Raw genomic sequence first — 16414 nt, 5'->3', positions numbered from 1 at the left:
GCTCGGGTGTCGCCAACGTAGGGCTGCTCTCAGAGCCGCCCCAAGATGGTTAAGGGCGAGTCGCACATGGCTGTAAAACCACCGCGTGACCCCCAGGACGTTGGCTATACGTGGCCAACGATTTTGGCTGTCGCTGTGCACTTGCTCGTGATTGTGTTTAGCCTGGTTAAATTACCCAGCATGACAGCCGAGCCAGACTCTTCATCTATTGTGCAGGCGACGTTTGTCAGCACCGAGACCTTTACTGATCAAGCGCAGCAAGTGACAGAGCAGCAGGCAGCGATGAATAACGCTGCCGAGCCAGACGTAGCCGAACCAGAGCCACCCAGCGATGAGCCTTCGTCCGAGCAACAAGCGACTGCGCAGCGCGAAGCAGAAGCAGAAGCAGAAGCAGAAGCAGAAGCAGCTGAGCAGGCCCGAGCGCTGGAGCAGGCGCAAGCCGAAGCAGAAGCAGAAGCCCAGCGTCGAGCGGAAGAGGCTGAGCGCTTAGCTGAACAGCAGGCTGCCGAAGCGGCAGCACGCGAAGCAGAAGAGCAGCGCGCTCGGGAAGAAGCCGAAGCACAACGCCAGCGGGAGGCGGAAGCAGAGCGTGCACGGGCGGAAGCAGAGGCTCAGCGCCAACGTGAGGCTGAAGAGCAACGCGCCCGGGAAGAAGAGGCCCAACGCCAGCGCGAAGCGGAAGAGCAACGCGCCCGTGAAGAAGCCGAAGCGCAACGTGAGCGTGAAGCCGAAGCACAGCGCCAGCGGGAGGAAGAAGCTCGTCGCCAACGGGAAGCCGAGGAGCAGCGCGCTCGCGAAGCAGAAGCCCAGAAACAGCGTGAAGCAGAAGAGCGTCGTGCTGCTGAGGCAGCCGAAGCGGCCATGCAACGTCAGTTAGCGGGCGAGGCAGAAGCGGCCGCTAATGCGCAGCAGGCCCAACAGGCGGCAAACAGCTTTATTAACATTGTCCGGCGTGCTGTAGAGCAAGCGTGGGTTATCCCTCCAGGAGCGAGCAACGCAATGAGTGCTACGATACAAGTGAGGCTTGGTCCATCGGGTGAGCTACTAGCGACCTCTGTCGCTTCATCCAGCGGTGATAGTGCTTTTGATCGCTCAGCTATGCAGGCGGTGGAACATGCAGCACCGTTTGGCGAGTTACGTGACTTGCCAGCGGAACAGCAGCGTACTTTACGTCAATTTAATCTGCGATTTACCCCGGGGGATGTTCGCTGATGCAAACGTTAAGCAAAGTGTGGCTTTTTTGCGTACTGCTACTAATCAGCAGCGTAGCAAGCGCCAATTTAACCATTGAGATAACGCGTGGTAGCGATCAGGCGTTGCCTATTGGGGTCGTGCCATTCGCAGGCAGCGAAGGCCTACCTGAAGATGTCGCGCAAATTGTACAAGACGACCTTGAACGCAGCGGATTTTTCGCACCGCTAGAGCGTAGTGCTATGTTCGACCGTCCAAGCCAAGCGTCTGACGTAGAGTTTGGCACCTGGAGATCGCTGGACGTGCGTTATCTCGTCGTTGGGCGCGCGCAGCAGACAGGCAACGGTTATGAGCTGCAGTTCGACCTGGTCGATATTAGCGGCCAACGTCCGATGATCAGTGAAACCGTGACTGCCAGTGGTAACGACCTGCGTGGTGCGGCGCACTACATCAGTGACCAAATTTTCGAGGCGATTACCGATATTCGCGGCGCTTTCTCAACCCGCATTGCTTACGTTACGGCTCAGGGCCTAGGCGATAACATGCAGTTTGGGCTGTATGTGGCTGATGCCGATGGCCGTCGAAGCCAGCAGGTGCTGACCTCGGATCAGCCCATTATGTCGCCCGCTTGGTCGCCGGATGGCCGCAAGCTGGCGTATGTCTCTTTCGAAACAGGCAAGGCGTCTATCTACATCCAAGACGTTAATACAGGTCAGCGCGTTCAAGCCACCTCATTTGATGGTATCAATGGTGCGCCAACATGGTCGCCAGATGGCCGTCGTATCGCCATGTCGTTATCCAAAGATGGTCAGCCGGAAATTTACGTACTGGATGTGGCCAATCGTTCGCTGGATCGTATTACTGAAAGTAATAGCATCGATACCGAACCCGCTTGGTCACCTGATGGCCGTAGCCTGATTTTTACATCAGATCGCAGCGGTGGCCCGCAGATTTATCAAACCTCGTTAGGCGGTGGAGAGACCAACCGACTGACCTTTACGGGCAACTACAACGCCCGTGCACGCTTTTCGCCAGACGGTGAAGAAATCTTTTTGATTCACCGTTCCAGCCGCGGTTTCCAAGTGGCGAAGCAGGATCTTGAGGGTGGCCGCTTAGTGGTATTAAGCGAATCAACAAGAGATGAATCTCCTAGTGTTGCGCCGAACGGGACCATGGTAATCTTCGCTACCCAACAGGGTGGTAGCGGAGTACTAAGTGCCGTTTCAGCCGATGGCCGCTCGTCATTTAGGTTGCCCGCAGCACAAGGTGATGTACGTGACCCCGCGTGGTCACCTTTCTTAAATTAATAGATGAACAGCACTAACTTCTGTTTTCAGGCAAGGAGTCTGATTATGCAACTTAAGCCGTTGGCTCGCTCATTGGCAGTCGCGTTATCTATCGTAGTTATCGCTGGCTGTTCCAGCACCGGCGGAACCCAAGACGGAGACTCGTACGGAAGCCAGGATGGCAGCAGTATGGGATCTAATACGTCTGGTGTTGGCACCAGTGGCCAGTATGGCTCAACGTCAGGTTCAGGAGCGGGCGCCGGGCAGCAGGCTGATTCCCGTATCCCCGAAGTACGTACCATTTACTTCGATTACGATCGCGATACCATTAAGAGCGAATACGAGTCTGTCGTAATGGCACATGCACGCTACCTGCGTGCTAACCCGAATGCTCGCGTTGTTCTGCATGGTCATACCGATGAGCGTGGTACCCGTGAATACAACATGGCACTGGGCGAGCGTCGTGCTGGAGCCGTGCAGCGTTTCCTGAATATTCAGGGCGTATCACCTTCACAAATGAGCGTGGTTAGCTACGGTGAAGAGCGCCCGGAAGCGAGCGGCCAAAGCGAAAGCGCCTACTCGCAAAACCGTCGCGTCGTCTTTAACTACTGATAGCATTGGCGTGCCCTCGGCACGCCAATAGCATCATTCGGAGCTATCATGAATCACAGTCTCAAACGCAATTTTGAGAGGCTGTGCGGTGCGGGAGCCTTAGTGCTCCCGCTGTCCGTATTGCCCTTATCACTACTGCCTGTGTCCGCTCTTGCTCAGCAGCCGCTCGTTCAAGACCTCTCTTCAGATTCGTCGAACAGCTTTTATCAGCAAACTCAGCGACAAGAGCCTTCAGGCGGTAACCTTGTGCTCTTTAACCAAGTCCAGGGGCACCAGCAAGAAATTCAGCAGTTACGTGGTCAAATTGAAGAGTTACGCCACCAGCTGGAGCAACTGCGCAATCAAACACAGCAGCAGTATTTAGATATCGAAGACCGCTTGATGACCAGCAGTGCACCAAGCCAGATAGAGCAGGCGACTCCTGAAGTTGAGCCTGAAGCGGCTGAGCAGGTTGTGCAAGCGCCTTCCGCCCGTAATGTAAGTGAAGACGCACAAGCGGCTTATCAAGCTGCATTTGCCCACGTTCAGGCGCGCCAGTTTGAAGATGCTATTGCGGCCTTTGAGTCCTTTGTGGCCGACCACCCAGAAAGTAGCTTGACGGCGAACGGCCATTACTGGCTGGGCGAACTTTATGCTGCAGAGGGTGAGTTAGATGCAGCTGATCAAGCCTTCACGCGCGTTATTGAGCAGTACAACGGTAGTACCAAAGTACCCGATGCACTCTACAAACTCGGCTTGGTTAAGGCGCGTAAAGGCGAAGCAGAGCGTAGCCGCGAGCTGTTGGAACAAGTGCGGGATGACTACCCCCAAAGCAGTGCCGCTGGGTTGGCTAATGACTTCTTACGCCAGTCGGCGGGTTAATACCGTTTACTTTTTTAGCTTCAAGGAAACCTCATGAGCTGCAAAATCGACTATCAACCAGCGCCCAATCTGCTAGAAAATCGCGTCGTGTTGGTAACCGGTGCGGGAGATGGGATTGGCCGCGCGGCGGCATTAACCTATGCCCGTCATGGGGCTACCGTTATATTGCTAGGCCGCACTATTGCTAAACTTGAACGCGTTTATGACGAAATTGAAGCGGCTGGCGGGCCACAGCCGGCTATTTTTCCGCTCAATTTTGAAGGGGCGACACTCAAAGATTTTCACGATATGGCAGAAACGCTGGATAAAGAGTTTGGCCGTCTAGATGGGTTATTGCACAACGCTGGGCTGCTTGGCCGCATTACTCCGTTCGAGCAGTATAATCCCGAACTTTGGGATCAGGTAATGCAGGTCAATATCAATGGTCCCATCTGGATGACTCAAGCGCTGCTGCCATTGCTCCAGGCGTCTGATGATGCATCGGTTATCTTCACTTCCTCCAGCGTTGGCCGTAAAGGGCGAGCGTATTGGGGTGCCTATTCTGTGTCAAAATTCGCCACAGAAGGATTTATGGAGGTGCTGGCTGATGAATTAGAGAATCAGACGAATGTTCGGGTGAATACGCTGAATCCAGGCGCTACGCGTACCCAAATGCGCCGCACTGCTTACCCAGGTGAAGATCCGTTTACACTGCGTACGCCTGAAGAGGTTATGCCCACTTACCTATGGTTGATGGGGCCTGATAGTAAAGGCGTTAGCGGCCAGAAGTTTGATGCCCAGCCGCCACGCGTCTAACGTTTCCACACTGGCGAAGGCTAATCAGTGCGGTGGTCATGAAGAGCGGCTACCAGCTCATCACACGTTGTAAACCACAGGTCGGCAGGCCAGCTCTGGTAGTCGTCTTCTTCACTGATATAGCCATAGCCCACGGCGACAGCCGTCATACCGGCTGCTTTAGCCGCTTGCATATCGCGAACATGGTCGCCGATATACCAGCACGCCTCGGGGGAAACACCGAGGCGTTTTGCTGCTTCCCAAAGCGGCTCAGGCGCAGGTTTTTTAACACTTAAGTCATCAGCGCAGAGCAACGCCCCTGGCGTTAGCGCCAGCGCTTCCAAAAGCGGCAAGGTATAGCGCCGCGGTTTATTAGTCACAATTCCCCAAAGTCGCTCTTCACTGTGCCACTGCGTTAGCCACTCATTTAACGGCACGAAAAGCTTGCTATGGACCGCCACCGCTTGCTCGTAAGCATCCAGCAAGAACTGCCTTGCCTCATCATGCTCGTCACTACCGCTTTCAAGGCCAAGCGCCAGCGTGACCAGGGCGCTGCCACCATTAGACACTTGCCCACGTATTTCCTGGAACGGCAGGGCCGCTAAGCCGTGATGGGCTCTTAACGCGTTAGTTGCAGCAGCCAAGTCGGGGGCGGTATCTACCAATGTGCCATCTAAATCAAACAGTATCGCCTGGGGGGAGGGCATCAACATTTACTCGCTCGCTTTGCGGCAGTACATCATGTAATTGACGGATACATCATGAGGAACCAGACGATAGTGCCGTGTAATAGGGTTATAAGTAAGTCCCGTTTGCTCACGCACCTCAAGAGATGCCGCACGCGCCCAGTTCGCCATTTCGGAAGGGCGAATAAACTTGGCGTAGTCGTGGGTACCACGGGGCAGCAGCTTCAACACGTATTCGGCCCCTAGGATGGCAAAGGCGTAAGACTTCGGCGTGCGATTGAGCGTTGAGAAAAACACATAGCCACCGGGGCGAACCAGTACACTGCAGGCACGGATAACCGAGGCGGGGTCGGGGACATGCTCCAACATCTCCATGCAGGTCACCACATCGTAGTACCCTGGCTCTTCAGCGGCTAAACCTTCAACGCTGATATGCCGGTACTCTACCGTAACGCCACTCTCTTCAGCGTGAAGCCGCGCCACCCCTAGCGGTGCTTCCCCTAGGTCAATGCCCGTCACGCTGGCTCCTCGATGGGCCATCGATTCGCTCAAAATACCGCCACCGCAACCTACATCCAGCACTTTCTTACCAGCCAGCCCAGCCCGAGCATCGATAAAGTCCAAGCGCAGAGGGTTAATATCGTGAAGCGGTTTAAATTCGCTCTCTGGATCCCACCAGCGACTGGCAAGTGCTTCAAATTTCGCAACTTCTGCGGCATCGACGTTGTCTTGATAGCGGCGAGTGGTGCTATCCTGAAGTGTCACTGGCATGGTGTAACCCCCATCGGCAGTTGGTCTTGAGTGAAATGAATATGGTTTGCCATTTCGCGGTGGTTAGCGGCAAGGTGGCATCCACTCAAACGTTGAGTATTATGGTTATTCTAACCACTCCTGACGCGAAACGCATGGAAAGGAACTCAGCATGACGCCTAACACTTTATTTTATCGGCGCTTATTGGCCAGGGAGAGCATCTGAATGCGTGTATTGCTGCATGGTAGTGAATTAAGCGCCGCAACTGCGGCGGCGGCGCTTGCTTGGGTAGGTCATCACGTTGACTGGTTACTCCACGAGAGCGTTCCGTGGCCAACGCTGGCCAATGCTGACTGGCTACGCCGAGAACCATCGCTGATGGCACAGATTGAGCAAGCCATGGCAGCAGGCAACTTAACCATCGTTGCTACTCCTGACGTCTCTGAAACGCCTGATATTGTTTGGTTAGCGCTTTCTCCTAGTCAGCGTCAGTCAGCCAATTCGCTTTTACAACACCCAATGTTTCAGGAGTACAGCGGCGCGGTGCTGGTCAATAATTCAACATTCCCAGTGGGCGAGACCGAGCGTTTGCATTCGCTAATGGGACACCAGCATAGCCGTGTGGCACTGCCTGACACTCTGGAAGAAGGGCGAGCCTGGCTCTCTTTTACTCGTCCAGTGCGCTGGCTGCTCGGGTGCGATGACGCCATGGGTGAGCAAATGACAAGAGAGCTACTGCGTGCCTTCAATCGTCGTAGCGAAGTGTTTCAATGCATGCCTTGTCGTGCCGCTGAACTGACCAAGCTGGCCATCAATGGTATGTTGGCTACCCGTATCAGTTATATGAATGAAATTGCAGGTCTTGCCGATACGTTAGGAGTGGACGTTGAGCATGTACGCCAGGGTATGGGCGCAGATACGCGGATAGGGTTTGAGTACCTTTACCCAGGATGTGGCTTTGGTGGCCCTAACTTCTCGCGTGATTTGATGCGCTTAGCCGATGTTCAGTCATCCAGTGGTCGCTACTCGGCGCTGCTTGAGCAGGTGATGGACATCAATGAGCAGAAAAAAGAGACGCTGTTCAGAAAGTTGTGGGGATTTTTTGAGGGAGATTTAGCAGGCAAAACGGTGGCGATCTGGGGTGCCGCGTTCAAACCAGGCACCGCCCGAATTGATCATGCACCGGTGTTAACGCTGCTTGAAGCGCTCTGGGCACAGGGAGTCACGGTCAAACTACACGACCCGGCGGCTATTCCAGCGCTCTACTCGGCGGTTGGGCAGCGGGATGATTTAATGACGTTCGAGGATGATCCTTATCTTGCCTGCCAGGGTGCAGACGCCCTGATGCTAGTGACCGAATGGAAAGCCTACTGGAATCCTGACTGGCACCGCTTAGCCTCACTGCTACGCGAAAAGCTAATATTGGATGGACGCAATATCTACGACCCCGCTTTTGTAGCCAGCTGCGGCTTACATTATCGGGGAATTGGACGACGCGCCGATCCAACGACGCTCTAAGGAAAACATATGTCCGATGCCACTTCATCTCAGCGTATTGTTCCCGACGTGGATCAAAGCCTGACAGCACAGCACTTACGCCATCGCAGGGGGCCGCGATTATGGCCGCTTTGGCTCGTATTGATTCTGTTGATGTTGCTATTAGGCGCAGCAGCAGCAGGGGTTTGGTACGAAAGAGAGAGGTTGCTAGCAGAAGTGCATCGTGTGAGTGGTGAGGTGTCTAATCTTCATGCAAGGCTCGACTCCGATGACACAGAGGTCAAAGATGCGATAACCTTTGTACAAGCTCAGATGTCCACTCTGTTCCAAGAGCAGGAGCAGCTGGCTGTGGCATTGACTAATACGCGTGAAGAGCTCTATGGGCTTCTCACAGAAAATGAAGAGCTTGTATCAAATGAGGCGCTTGAGACATTTTCACAACGATTCGAGCAATTTCAGGAGCAAGCAGCCCTTCGTGATAGCCAGCTAGCCGCTATTCGGACATCGCTAGATGCCTTAGAGCAAGCGGGTACCTCTGGTAGGCAAAATTTAGTGGAGGAGGTTACTCATTTAGAGGGGGTCATCAACCAGCGGCTCGATACCATGGAGCGCCAGGTAGCCAGCGACCGAACCGCTACTGAAGAGCAGTTGAGTATCTGGCGGGAAAATGTCGAGCAGCAGTTAACGCAGCTCTCTTCTACTGTCGCTGAATTCAATACTCAAGAAGAGCCTGCTAGCCAAGCTGAATTAACAGCGCTGGAAGCGCAGTGGACCCAGCGCTTAAACACGCTTGAGAGCGACTTACGGCAGGTCCGGCAGGCGCAGCTAGCCTTTAGTGCGCAGATGGAAATGCTGCGCAATTAAATAGCAGCATCACGATGTGGAAGAAACAAGCCACTAAGCCGGTGATAGGGTTAGGGATATAACGGTATGGGAAGACAACGGCGGTGGCCTACGGCCAAACAAGTGGCGTATTTACTGGTGCTGCCGCTGATGTCTGCTTCATCGGTCTCTTGGGCCCTTGAAGCAGACATCAGCGGTGTTGATGGGCGTGTGCTAGTTAATATTGAGGCCTATTTAGAAAATATTGAGGCCGACCAGTACACCGATGCCCGCTTGGAAGGTGAAATACGCCAGCGCACGCAAGAAGCCATGCGAGTATATGGCTATTACGAACCTGATATTACTGTCGAGCTAGATCAGTCGCCCATCGCCGTGCGTATTGAATCAGGGTCTCAGGTAGTGATTGAAGTACTCGACATCAGTATTACAGGGGATGCGAACAATGACCCCCCTTTCCAAGACGCGCTTGATGATTTTCCTTTAAAGCAGGGGGAGCCGCTGCGCCATGCCCCCTGGGACAGCCTACGTAGCCAGTTTGCCGGTCTAGCTATTGAGCGGGGCTACTTCGACTGGGGCTTTTCAGATCGACGGATGGAAGTGCGCCCTTACTTGGAAAGCGCTCGCCTCTATATGACCTTTGATAGCGGACCACGCTATCACTTTGGCGATACATTTATTACGGGCAGCCATATTGAACCTGAGCGGCTGCGACAAATGCAGACGTTTCGTGCTGGTGAGCCTTACCTAGCGGAATCCCTGGCCCGCTATAATCAGCGTTTAGCTGAAACAGGATGGTTTAGTTCTGTCTCCGTACGGCCCCGGCTGGAAACAGCTCAAGAATTGACAATCGCTCCGCCGAGCGGAGGGTCGCCCTGGTGGAACGAAGCCACTGCATCGCAGCCTGAACGCTCTAGAGTAAGTAGTGCAGCGCTTGCCAGTGCTCTCAATATTAATAGCCGTGACGATACCCGCTTGCCCATCGATATCAGTGTCGAGCCGGCAGATCGCCACCAGTTTGAGGTAGGTATAGGTTATGCCACAGATGTAGGCCCACGCCTGCGTTTTGGCTGGCAGCAGCCATGGATCAACCGGTTTGGTCACAGTCTGGATCATGATCTCTATCTTTCTGCCCCTGAACAGCGTTTTACGGGGGTATACAATATTCCGCTAGAGGACCCGATACGGGATAACTACCGCCTGCAGTATGGCGTGCGCAATATTGACGATGGCGACACAAAATCCTTGGAAGGCACCGTAGAAGTGGCTCGGCGTTGGGAATTTGAGAACCGTTGGGTACAAACGCTCTACTTCCGGACAACGTATGAAGACTTTACCCAGGGCGGCCAAGCTGATGAGGTTTGGCTGTTTTATCCAGGGATTCAGTGGTCGCGAACCCGCACTCGTCCTCAACGTTTTCCTCTGTGGGGCGATCGTCAGCAGTTATCGATTGAGTACTCTGACAGAGCCTGGGGGTCTGACGCCAAATTCACCCGGCTAACCGGCGATACCGAATGGATTCGCACCATCGGCAGTGACAACCGCTTTTTAGCTCGATTAAGCATTGGCGCTATCGAGACCGGTGACTTTGACAAGCTTCCGCCATCGCTGCGTTTCTTCGCAGGCGGTGATCGCAGCGTACGCGGTTACTCCTACGAGAGCTTGTCACCGCGTAATGAAGAAGGTCGCTTACGTGGCGGCCAACAAATGCTGACCTCCACATTAGAGTATCAGCGTCGTGTTACGGGAGACTGGTGGGGCGCCACCTTTATTGATACAGGGGATGCGTTCGATAATTGGGGCCCGACTGGCCTTAAAACAGGCGCGGGCGTGGGCGTGCGCTGGGTGTCTCCCGTCGGCCCGATACGTTTCGACATCGCACATCCCTTTGATATCGACGACGCTTTCCGCGTGCACTTTTCGATTGGTCCAGAATTCTAGGAGAGCTCTTTGGCTAAGGTTGATTCAAAAGCGCCCCAAAACCGTCAGATGCTCTCACCTAAGCGCCGTACTTGGTTAGCGTTCTGGAGCCTGTTACGCCTTATCATCGTATTGCCGTTATGGCTGTTTGGGTTAATTGCCTTAGTTGCCGGGGTAGCGCTCTCCCCCTGGGGAACCGGGCAGCTGTTTTCCCTAGGTGAACAGCGTGGTTTTTTCACCTACGAGCAGCAAGAGGGCGCGCTACTGGACAGCTTTCGACTGCAAGGCTTTCAAATGGCTGTTGGTGGCACTCAAATTACGCTAGCGGAGTTTGAGCTTGCCTGGGCAGAAGATTGCTTGCTATCCGGTCAGTTATGCCTAGACACGCTACGCGTTGAAGGTGCAGATATTCGCTTAGCTGAAAGCTCAGTAACCGAGGAGCCGCCACAGGAAAGCAGTCCACCGTTCAGCATTTATCTGCCGTTTCCGATTGAACTGCGCGATATCGCTCTCAATAACGTACAGCTGACGCTGGCCGACGGTACACAAGTGGGCTGGGAAGCATTTGCTACTTCCATAACCGCCGAGCAGCAGCAAGTCACTATCGCATCCACCACACTGGAAGAGCTATCTCTCTACTTGCCGCCATCTCCCGGCGTACTGTTGACGCAAAAGATAGATACACCGCTCAACGCCGCCGGTATAGACGGCGCTATTCAGCTAGCTCAGCCGGCGAAGCCTGCGGCTGACAATGAGGCTATTGCCCTTAGCGAGCGTGAGCGGCTTACGCTTCCCGAGATTCAGCTGCCGATTAACGTAGAGCTGGCATCACTGTTAGTCACTGACGTAACAATAAGTGGCGCTGCTGAGTATCAGGTTGAGCGACTGCTTGTAGAAGCTCGGGCCGAGGGCAGCGACATAACGCTAAGCACTCTGGAGCTTGCCATACCTGATGCTGACGCCACCTTATCTGCCAATGTCACTCTAAGCGGCGACTACCCACTGGATGCTGCGATTCGTGCAGAACTATGGCTACCCGAATTATTCCCAGCACTTAGCGGTGAGCAGGTGGCACTGAATCTTTCTGGTAGCCTTGCTGACCTGACCGCGAATCTCAACGCAACCGGGCCCGTTAATGCGTCATTGACTGCGCAAGTAGATGCGTTAGCTCCCACGCTCCCATTTGAAGCGCAACTAGAGAGCGACCGTTTGCAGTGGCCGCTAGTTGACAACAGCGAGATTCCAGAGGCGTCATCGGAAGAACCTGCCACTACAGCTGAGAGCTACGTGCTGGAAAACCTTAGCCTTGGTGTCAACGGCAGCCTGGAGGCCTATCAAGTAACGCTTGAAACGAATGCCGAAGGCCCACAAGTGCCTGCCACCGCCATCCGTTTGAGTGGAGAGGGCGATTTAGCCTCTTTCCATTGGTCACCTCTCACCCTTACTATTAATGATAGTGCGCTTAGCAGCGAGGGCCGGGTAAGCTGGGAAGAAGCGATTGAGGTCGATACCAACGTGCGCTTGGATAATGTAGATCCATCGCTGTTTGTTCCGCAGCTAGCTGGCAATCTAAGTGGTGATATCGTCGCCAGCGTACGCCAGCGCGGTGAGCGCTGGGACATTAGCCTGCCGGAGCTAGATATCCAGGGGCAGCTACAGGAGTACCCACTCACGCTCCAAGCTTCTCTTGAGGCTAACAGCGAACTGGAAGTTGATATTGAAGAGCTGCTCTTTACCCAAGGTGATAACCGTCTAACGGCATCAGGACAACTCAGCCAAGAGGCGATGTCTCTTGAGGCCAATATCGCGCTGAATCAGCTCCAAAGCTTACATCCTGATCTAGCAGGGACATTAACCGGTGATATTCAAGCCCAAGGCAGTTTCTCCCGGCCAGAAGTGGTAGTAGAGCTGAATGGTCGCAGTTTACGCTTTGCTGAAAATAGGCTAACTACGCTCTCTCTGTCGGGTAATGTCGAGGGTCTTGACGACCCCGATCTCAATATCGAACTGGATCTGCAAGGCGTTAATGCAGGTGGGCAAGCGCTAGCGTCGGTCGCCCTTGACCTCACCGGGCGACTTTCCGAGCATGCCTTGCAACTCAGCACCACAGGCGAAGCCGATAACGTTCTGAGCCAAGCTAATTTGGCCTTAGACGGGCGCTTTAACCAGCAGGCTCAACAGTATCAGGCGCGATTAACCCCGCTGGAAGTTGATTCAGAAGCGGGGGACATTCGCTTGGAAGCGCCGCTGGATATCACTTACAACCTTGCTAACGGCCAGGCGCGCTTAACACCTTTCTGCCTACGTCGGTTGCAGGGTGGCCTCGTATGCTCTGAAGAGCCCATTGCCGCGTCAGCCGACCAAGGGCGTGCAGTGCTGAGTGTTCGCGAAGTACCCATGGAGATGCTGGAACCTTTCTTGCCAGAGGAGTGGAGCTTTGAAGGTGACACCACGGCGGATCTAGTAGCCAACTGGGAGCAGGGAGGCGCGCAGTGGCAAGCCAATCTTCAGCTGCTCAGTGAGTTAGCCATCACGGCAGTCAATGATTACGGTCAGCCAGTAGAGCTTCCCACTATTAATCTGGATGCGAAAATTGAAGCCAATCAAGCACAGGCCCAAGCGGATGTACTGCTTGCTCTGTCGGAAGCAGGTGAGCTTACGCTTAATCTAGCGGTAAACGACCCATTGGGTCAGGGAGCGCTTGATGGTCAGCTACGGGCAAATAACATCACGTTAGCTCCCTATCGCCCTATGGTGGTGGGTATGGATGAGCTTGAAGGCGGCTTAAATGGCAGCGTGCAAATTGGTGGCACCACAAGCCAGCCTGATTTACAGGGTGAACTAGCCTTACGCAGCCTGCGTATTAGCGGGCCCGATATTCCCATTACTATTGTGGATGGCGAGCTGGCGGTAGCCTTTGATGGCGAAGAGGGAAATATAGACGGTTTTCTCGCTGCCGAGCGAGGCCGGCTTTCGATTAGCGGTAACGCTTATTGGCCTACCGATGAAGCGTGGCGTATTGGCATAGACCTAAACGCAACTCAAGAGCCTTTGTTGGTGGTATTACCGCAGTTCGGTCGCCTGGAAGCCGCGCCAGATATTCGCATTCGTATTACCCCAGAGCGTCTGCAGGTACGGGGCAATGTGGATCTTCTCTGGGCTCGCTTAGAGGTGGGTGATCTACCTTCGTCAGCAACATCGCCAAGCCCGGATGAAATTATCATTACCGAGCGCGATGATCGTGAGGCTGAACGACAAGCACGTCTTGCGGCAGAGGCTGGGAATGATCCCAGTGCAGCTGATGAACTGGCAGACACCGGTATGGCTCTGGATGTGCTGATTACACTGAATCTTGGGCGCGATATGCAAATTTCCGCCTATGGCCTGGAGTCAGGACTGGGCGGTAGCCTGGAGATTCGTCAGGATAGCGGAGCGCTTCAGCTGTTTGGCGACGTCAACTTAGTAAATGGTCGTTTCCAGGCATTCGGGCAAGACCTGTTGATTCGTCGTGGTCAACTGATCTTTAGTGGTCCTCCGGGCTTGCCGGTGCTAGATTTTGAGGCCATCCGCAACCCGGATGTCACCGAAGATGATGTGATTGCGGGGCTGCGCGTAACAGGTAATGCCGAACAGCCCAATGTGATGATCTTTTCAGAGCCCGCGATGGACGAGACCCGTGCGCTATCGTATTTGCTACGCGGCCGCGCGCCAGATGCTTCAGGCGGTGGTGTTGATAGCGCACTAACCACTGCGCTCATTGGTATGTCCCTTGGCCGCACCGGTGGGGCCGTTGGCTCTATCGGGGAAGCGTTTGGGATTGATGACCTGACACTTGATACCACTGGGGCGGGTGACGACAGTCAGGTAGCGGTGAGTGGCCAACTGTCTGATGATCTTCGCATTAGCTATGGCGTAGGTATTTTCTCTCCAATTGCAGAACTAACCTTACGCTATACGCTATGGCGGAACCTGTATCTACAGGCGGTGTCTGGTGCTAACCAAGCCGTTGACCTAATTTATACGTTCACGCGCTCAGGCGATCCTTATATTTATCCGCAGCAATAGAATAGAAGAGGGTGTTATGACGCTATTTACGAAACAGCAAGCACCAGAAGGGCGCGATACACCCATTGAGACCAGCGACCTTCATACCATTACCGGACACTCTATACACCCACCGTTTCCTGAAGGTTATGAGGAAATTGTGTTGGGTATGGGATGCTTCTGGGGGGTAGAACGGCTGTTTTGGCAGCAGCCGGGGGTGTATGTGACGGCAGCGGGCTATGCTGGGGGCATCACGCCCAATCCAACGTACAAAGAGACTTGTACAGGCTTAACAGGGCATACCGAAGTGGTCAGAGTGGTTTATGACCCGAAAAAGGTAAGCCTTGAAAATTTACTGCAAATCTTTTGGGAACAGCACGACCCCACCCAAGGAAACCGTCAGGGTAACGATATTGGCAGCCAGTATCGCTCGGCCATTTTCACGACTACGGAGGCACAGCTTGCCGCTGCTCAGAAGAGCGCAGAAGCTTTCCAAGAGGCCCTGCAGCGTGCCGATAGAGGCCGTATCACGACGGAAATTAAGCCGCTTGACGTTTTCTATTATGCTGAGGCGTATCACCAGCAGTATTTAGATAAAAACCCAGGCGGTTACTGTGGCTTGAAAGGTACGGGTGTCACGTGTCCGATTGGCTGAGGGGTGAAAAGATGCTTTGTTGTTTGCAACCCCAACGCCTTACGCAGGCTACGATAGCTGCTGCGGTGTTAGGCTTATTCAGCATAGGGGCTCACGCTGAGCAAGCAGCCCCGGCAATGCCACAATCTGTTGACGAGACGCCCTTTGCTAGCGAGCGTGAAGCGGTCATCTGGCGACAGGATGAGTTGAAAGATTTAGAGCGCCTGTTGAGGCAGCTGCGCTTTGACCTAGTGAATAATCAAGATGCTCAAGGTGCCGCCCCCCGACTAGCTGAGCTGCAAGAAAAAGCGACGCAAGCACATTTTTTACCTGCGTTTATCGCAGGTACCCATGGGCGAGGTTCAGATGCGAAACCAGAGATCTGGGAAGAATGGGATCAATTTGCGACGGGCTTCACGGACTTAGAGCAAAAGGTGTCCACGCTTGTGGAAGCAGCAGAGCAAGAAGATTACCGGGCAGCCACACGCGCTTTTTCAGAGGTTGGGTTAAGCTGCCGCAGCTGTCACCGCGCCTACCGTTACGATTAGGGCAGGCGAAGCGCTTACATCAGTCGCTTGGTTGCACGCGATCAATACGATAAAGGGTCGCCACTTGCTCCAGGCCACTGATGGTGCAGTTTAAGTCTTTAACGCGGCCATCGCTTAGGCCATAAACCCAGCCATGCACTGAAATTGCTTGGCCTCGCTGCCAGGCACGCTGCAGAATTTTAGTTCGACACAGGCTGTTGACCTGGGCTTTCACATTTAGCTCACACATGCGATCAATCTGATCTTCCATGGGCAGATGCTCTAGCGTGTCGCGGTGGCGGTTGTACTGTTCACGCACTGAGTGCAGCCAGTAATCGACAATGCCGCACTCGCCACCGGTGACAGCAGCCTTGATACCACCGCATCCGTAGTGGCCAACAATCATGATATGGCTGACTTTAAGAACGTCCACCGCGTACTGCACAACCGATAGGGCATTCATATCGGTGTGATGCAACAAGTTAGCCACGTTACGGTGTACAAAGACTTCACCCGGTGGTAGCGCAATAATCTGGTTAGCCGGTACACGGCTGTCCGAACAGCCAATCCATAGATAGTCGGGGTTTTGCTGGCTAGAAAGGCGTTTGAAATAGTCCGGATCCTCTTCACACATCCGTTCAGCCCAAACGCGATTATTATCCAGCAGCGTAGCAATTTGATCAGACATCGAATCTCCGTGAGATAACATTATTCAGGGGTTGAGGGAGTCCATGCGTAGCGCAGCAGCATTTTTGTTACAAGGTAGGGCGTTTTAACCCCCCTTGCACAGA

The 16414-nt window shown here is 54.0% G+C and carries 14 protein-coding genes; 11 read left to right on the top strand and 3 right to left on the bottom strand.

Going from position 1 to position 16414, the window contains the following annotated elements; all coding sequences use genetic code 11:
• Positions 1–66: 66 nt before the first annotated feature.
• Genes tolA through BIS10_RS05095 form a run of 5 tightly spaced genes read left to right on the top strand, consistent with a single transcriptional unit; the run spans position 67 to position 4745 of the window.
• Positions 67–1212, top strand: a complete 1146-nt coding sequence (gene tolA, locus BIS10_RS05115; RefSeq protein ID WP_253503110.1) for a cell envelope integrity protein TolA — start codon at positions 67–69, stop codon at positions 1210–1212.
• On the top strand, positions 1212–2498 hold the full coding sequence (gene tolB, locus BIS10_RS05110) for a Tol-Pal system beta propeller repeat protein TolB (RefSeq protein ID WP_083025901.1): 1287 nt from the start codon (positions 1212–1214) through the stop codon (positions 2496–2498). Before tolA ends, tolB begins: the two co-directional genes overlap by 1 nt.
• Before the next feature lie 45 nt (positions 2499–2543).
• Complete coding sequence (gene pal / locus BIS10_RS05105) at positions 2544–3089, top strand: peptidoglycan-associated lipoprotein Pal (protein WP_083025899.1); 546 nt, start codon at positions 2544–2546, stop codon at positions 3087–3089.
• A gap of 48 nt (positions 3090–3137) precedes the next feature.
• Complete coding sequence (ybgF, locus tag BIS10_RS05100; protein WP_253503107.1) at positions 3138–3950, top strand: tol-pal system protein YbgF; 813 nt, start codon at positions 3138–3140, stop codon at positions 3948–3950.
• A 33-nt stretch (positions 3951–3983) separates the two neighbouring features.
• The gene (locus BIS10_RS05095; RefSeq protein ID WP_083025898.1) at positions 3984–4745 is read left to right on the top strand and encodes a YciK family oxidoreductase; all 762 of its coding nucleotides are present in this window, start codon (positions 3984–3986) and stop codon (positions 4743–4745) included.
• Positions 4746–4765: 20 nt separating this feature from the next.
• Here the strand turns inward: BIS10_RS05095 and BIS10_RS05090 are convergent, their stop codons facing one another.
• Both BIS10_RS05090 and ubiG read right to left on the bottom strand, forming a co-directional pair.
• Complete coding sequence (locus tag BIS10_RS05090) at positions 4766–5437, bottom strand: HAD-IA family hydrolase (protein WP_253503104.1); 672 nt, start codon at positions 5435–5437, stop codon at positions 4766–4768.
• On the bottom strand, positions 5438–6181 hold the full coding sequence (ubiG, locus tag BIS10_RS05085) for a bifunctional 2-polyprenyl-6-hydroxyphenol methylase/3-demethylubiquinol 3-O-methyltransferase UbiG (RefSeq protein ID WP_083025893.1): 744 nt from the start codon (positions 6179–6181) through the stop codon (positions 5438–5440).
• A 205-nt stretch (positions 6182–6386) separates the two neighbouring features.
• Here ubiG and BIS10_RS05080 point away from each other — a divergent pair, with 205 nt between their 5' ends.
• The 6 genes from BIS10_RS05080 (at position 6387) to BIS10_RS05055 (ending at position 15644) form a co-directional block, all read left to right on the top strand.
• The gene (locus BIS10_RS05080) at positions 6387–7679 is read left to right on the top strand and encodes a nucleotide sugar dehydrogenase (RefSeq protein WP_253503100.1); all 1293 of its coding nucleotides are present in this window, start codon (positions 6387–6389) and stop codon (positions 7677–7679) included.
• A 9-nt stretch (positions 7680–7688) separates the two neighbouring features.
• Positions 7689–8522, top strand: coding sequence for a hypothetical protein (locus tag BIS10_RS05075; protein WP_083025889.1), 834 nt, complete (start codon positions 7689–7691; stop codon positions 8520–8522).
• A gap of 66 nt (positions 8523–8588) precedes the next feature.
• Positions 8589–10439, top strand: coding sequence for an autotransporter assembly complex family protein (locus BIS10_RS05070; RefSeq protein ID WP_083025887.1), 1851 nt, complete (start codon positions 8589–8591; stop codon positions 10437–10439).
• A gap of 48 nt (positions 10440–10487) precedes the next feature.
• A complete protein-coding gene (locus tag BIS10_RS05065) occupies positions 10488–14483 on the top strand; it encodes a translocation/assembly module TamB domain-containing protein (RefSeq protein WP_253503113.1) in 3996 nt (1331 codons plus the stop codon).
• A gap of 16 nt (positions 14484–14499) precedes the next feature.
• Entirely contained in the window at positions 14500–15117 is a 618-nt protein-coding gene (gene msrA / locus BIS10_RS05060; protein WP_044630059.1) for a peptide-methionine (S)-S-oxide reductase MsrA, read from the top strand.
• A gap of 116 nt (positions 15118–15233) precedes the next feature.
• Positions 15234–15644, top strand: coding sequence for a cytochrome c (locus tag BIS10_RS05055; RefSeq protein ID WP_243470607.1), 411 nt, complete (start codon positions 15234–15236; stop codon positions 15642–15644).
• Positions 15645–15663: 19 nt separating this feature from the next.
• Here the strand turns inward: BIS10_RS05055 and can are convergent, their stop codons facing one another.
• On the bottom strand, positions 15664–16311 hold the full coding sequence (gene can / locus BIS10_RS05050; RefSeq protein ID WP_083025882.1) for a carbonate dehydratase: 648 nt from the start codon (positions 16309–16311) through the stop codon (positions 15664–15666).
• Positions 16312–16414 lie beyond the last annotated feature (103 nt).

This window comes from Halomonas sp. 707B3 (assembly GCF_024158645.1).
GTDB lineage: Bacteria > Pseudomonadota > Gammaproteobacteria > Pseudomonadales > Halomonadaceae > Vreelandella > Vreelandella lionensis.
This window is presented reverse-complemented; position numbering and strand designations above follow the sequence as displayed.

Excerpts from the sequence above, each read along its gene's own strand:
- ybgF (WP_253503107.1), top strand. The coding sequence starts at position 3,138 with ATGAATCACAGTCTCAAACGCAATTTTGAGAGGCTGTGCGGTGCGGGA.
- can (WP_083025882.1), bottom strand. The coding sequence starts at position 16,311 with ATGTCTGATCAAATTGCTACGCTGCTGGATAATAATCGCGTTTGGGCT.
- pal (WP_083025899.1), top strand. The coding sequence starts at position 2,544 with ATGCAACTTAAGCCGTTGGCTCGCTCATTGGCAGTCGCGTTATCTATC.
- tolB (WP_083025901.1), top strand. The coding sequence starts at position 1,212 with ATGCAAACGTTAAGCAAAGTGTGGCTTTTTTGCGTACTGCTACTAATC.
- BIS10_RS05095 (WP_083025898.1), top strand. The coding sequence starts at position 3,984 with ATGAGCTGCAAAATCGACTATCAACCAGCGCCCAATCTGCTAGAAAAT.
- ubiG (WP_083025893.1), bottom strand. The coding sequence starts at position 6,181 with ATGCCAGTGACACTTCAGGATAGCACCACTCGCCGCTATCAAGACAAC.
- msrA (WP_044630059.1), top strand. The coding sequence starts at position 14,500 with ATGACGCTATTTACGAAACAGCAAGCACCAGAAGGGCGCGATACACCC.
- BIS10_RS05080 (WP_253503100.1), top strand. The coding sequence starts at position 6,387 with ATGCGTGTATTGCTGCATGGTAGTGAATTAAGCGCCGCAACTGCGGCG.
- BIS10_RS05070 (WP_083025887.1), top strand. The coding sequence starts at position 8,589 with ATGGGAAGACAACGGCGGTGGCCTACGGCCAAACAAGTGGCGTATTTA.
- BIS10_RS05055 (WP_243470607.1), top strand. The coding sequence starts at position 15,234 with ATGCCACAATCTGTTGACGAGACGCCCTTTGCTAGCGAGCGTGAAGCG.
- tolA (WP_253503110.1), top strand. The coding sequence starts at position 67 with ATGGCTGTAAAACCACCGCGTGACCCCCAGGACGTTGGCTATACGTGG.
- BIS10_RS05090 (WP_253503104.1), bottom strand. The coding sequence starts at position 5,437 with ATGTTGATGCCCTCCCCCCAGGCGATACTGTTTGATTTAGATGGCACA.
- BIS10_RS05065 (WP_253503113.1), top strand. The coding sequence starts at position 10,488 with ATGCTCTCACCTAAGCGCCGTACTTGGTTAGCGTTCTGGAGCCTGTTA.
- BIS10_RS05075 (WP_083025889.1), top strand. The coding sequence starts at position 7,689 with ATGTCCGATGCCACTTCATCTCAGCGTATTGTTCCCGACGTGGATCAA.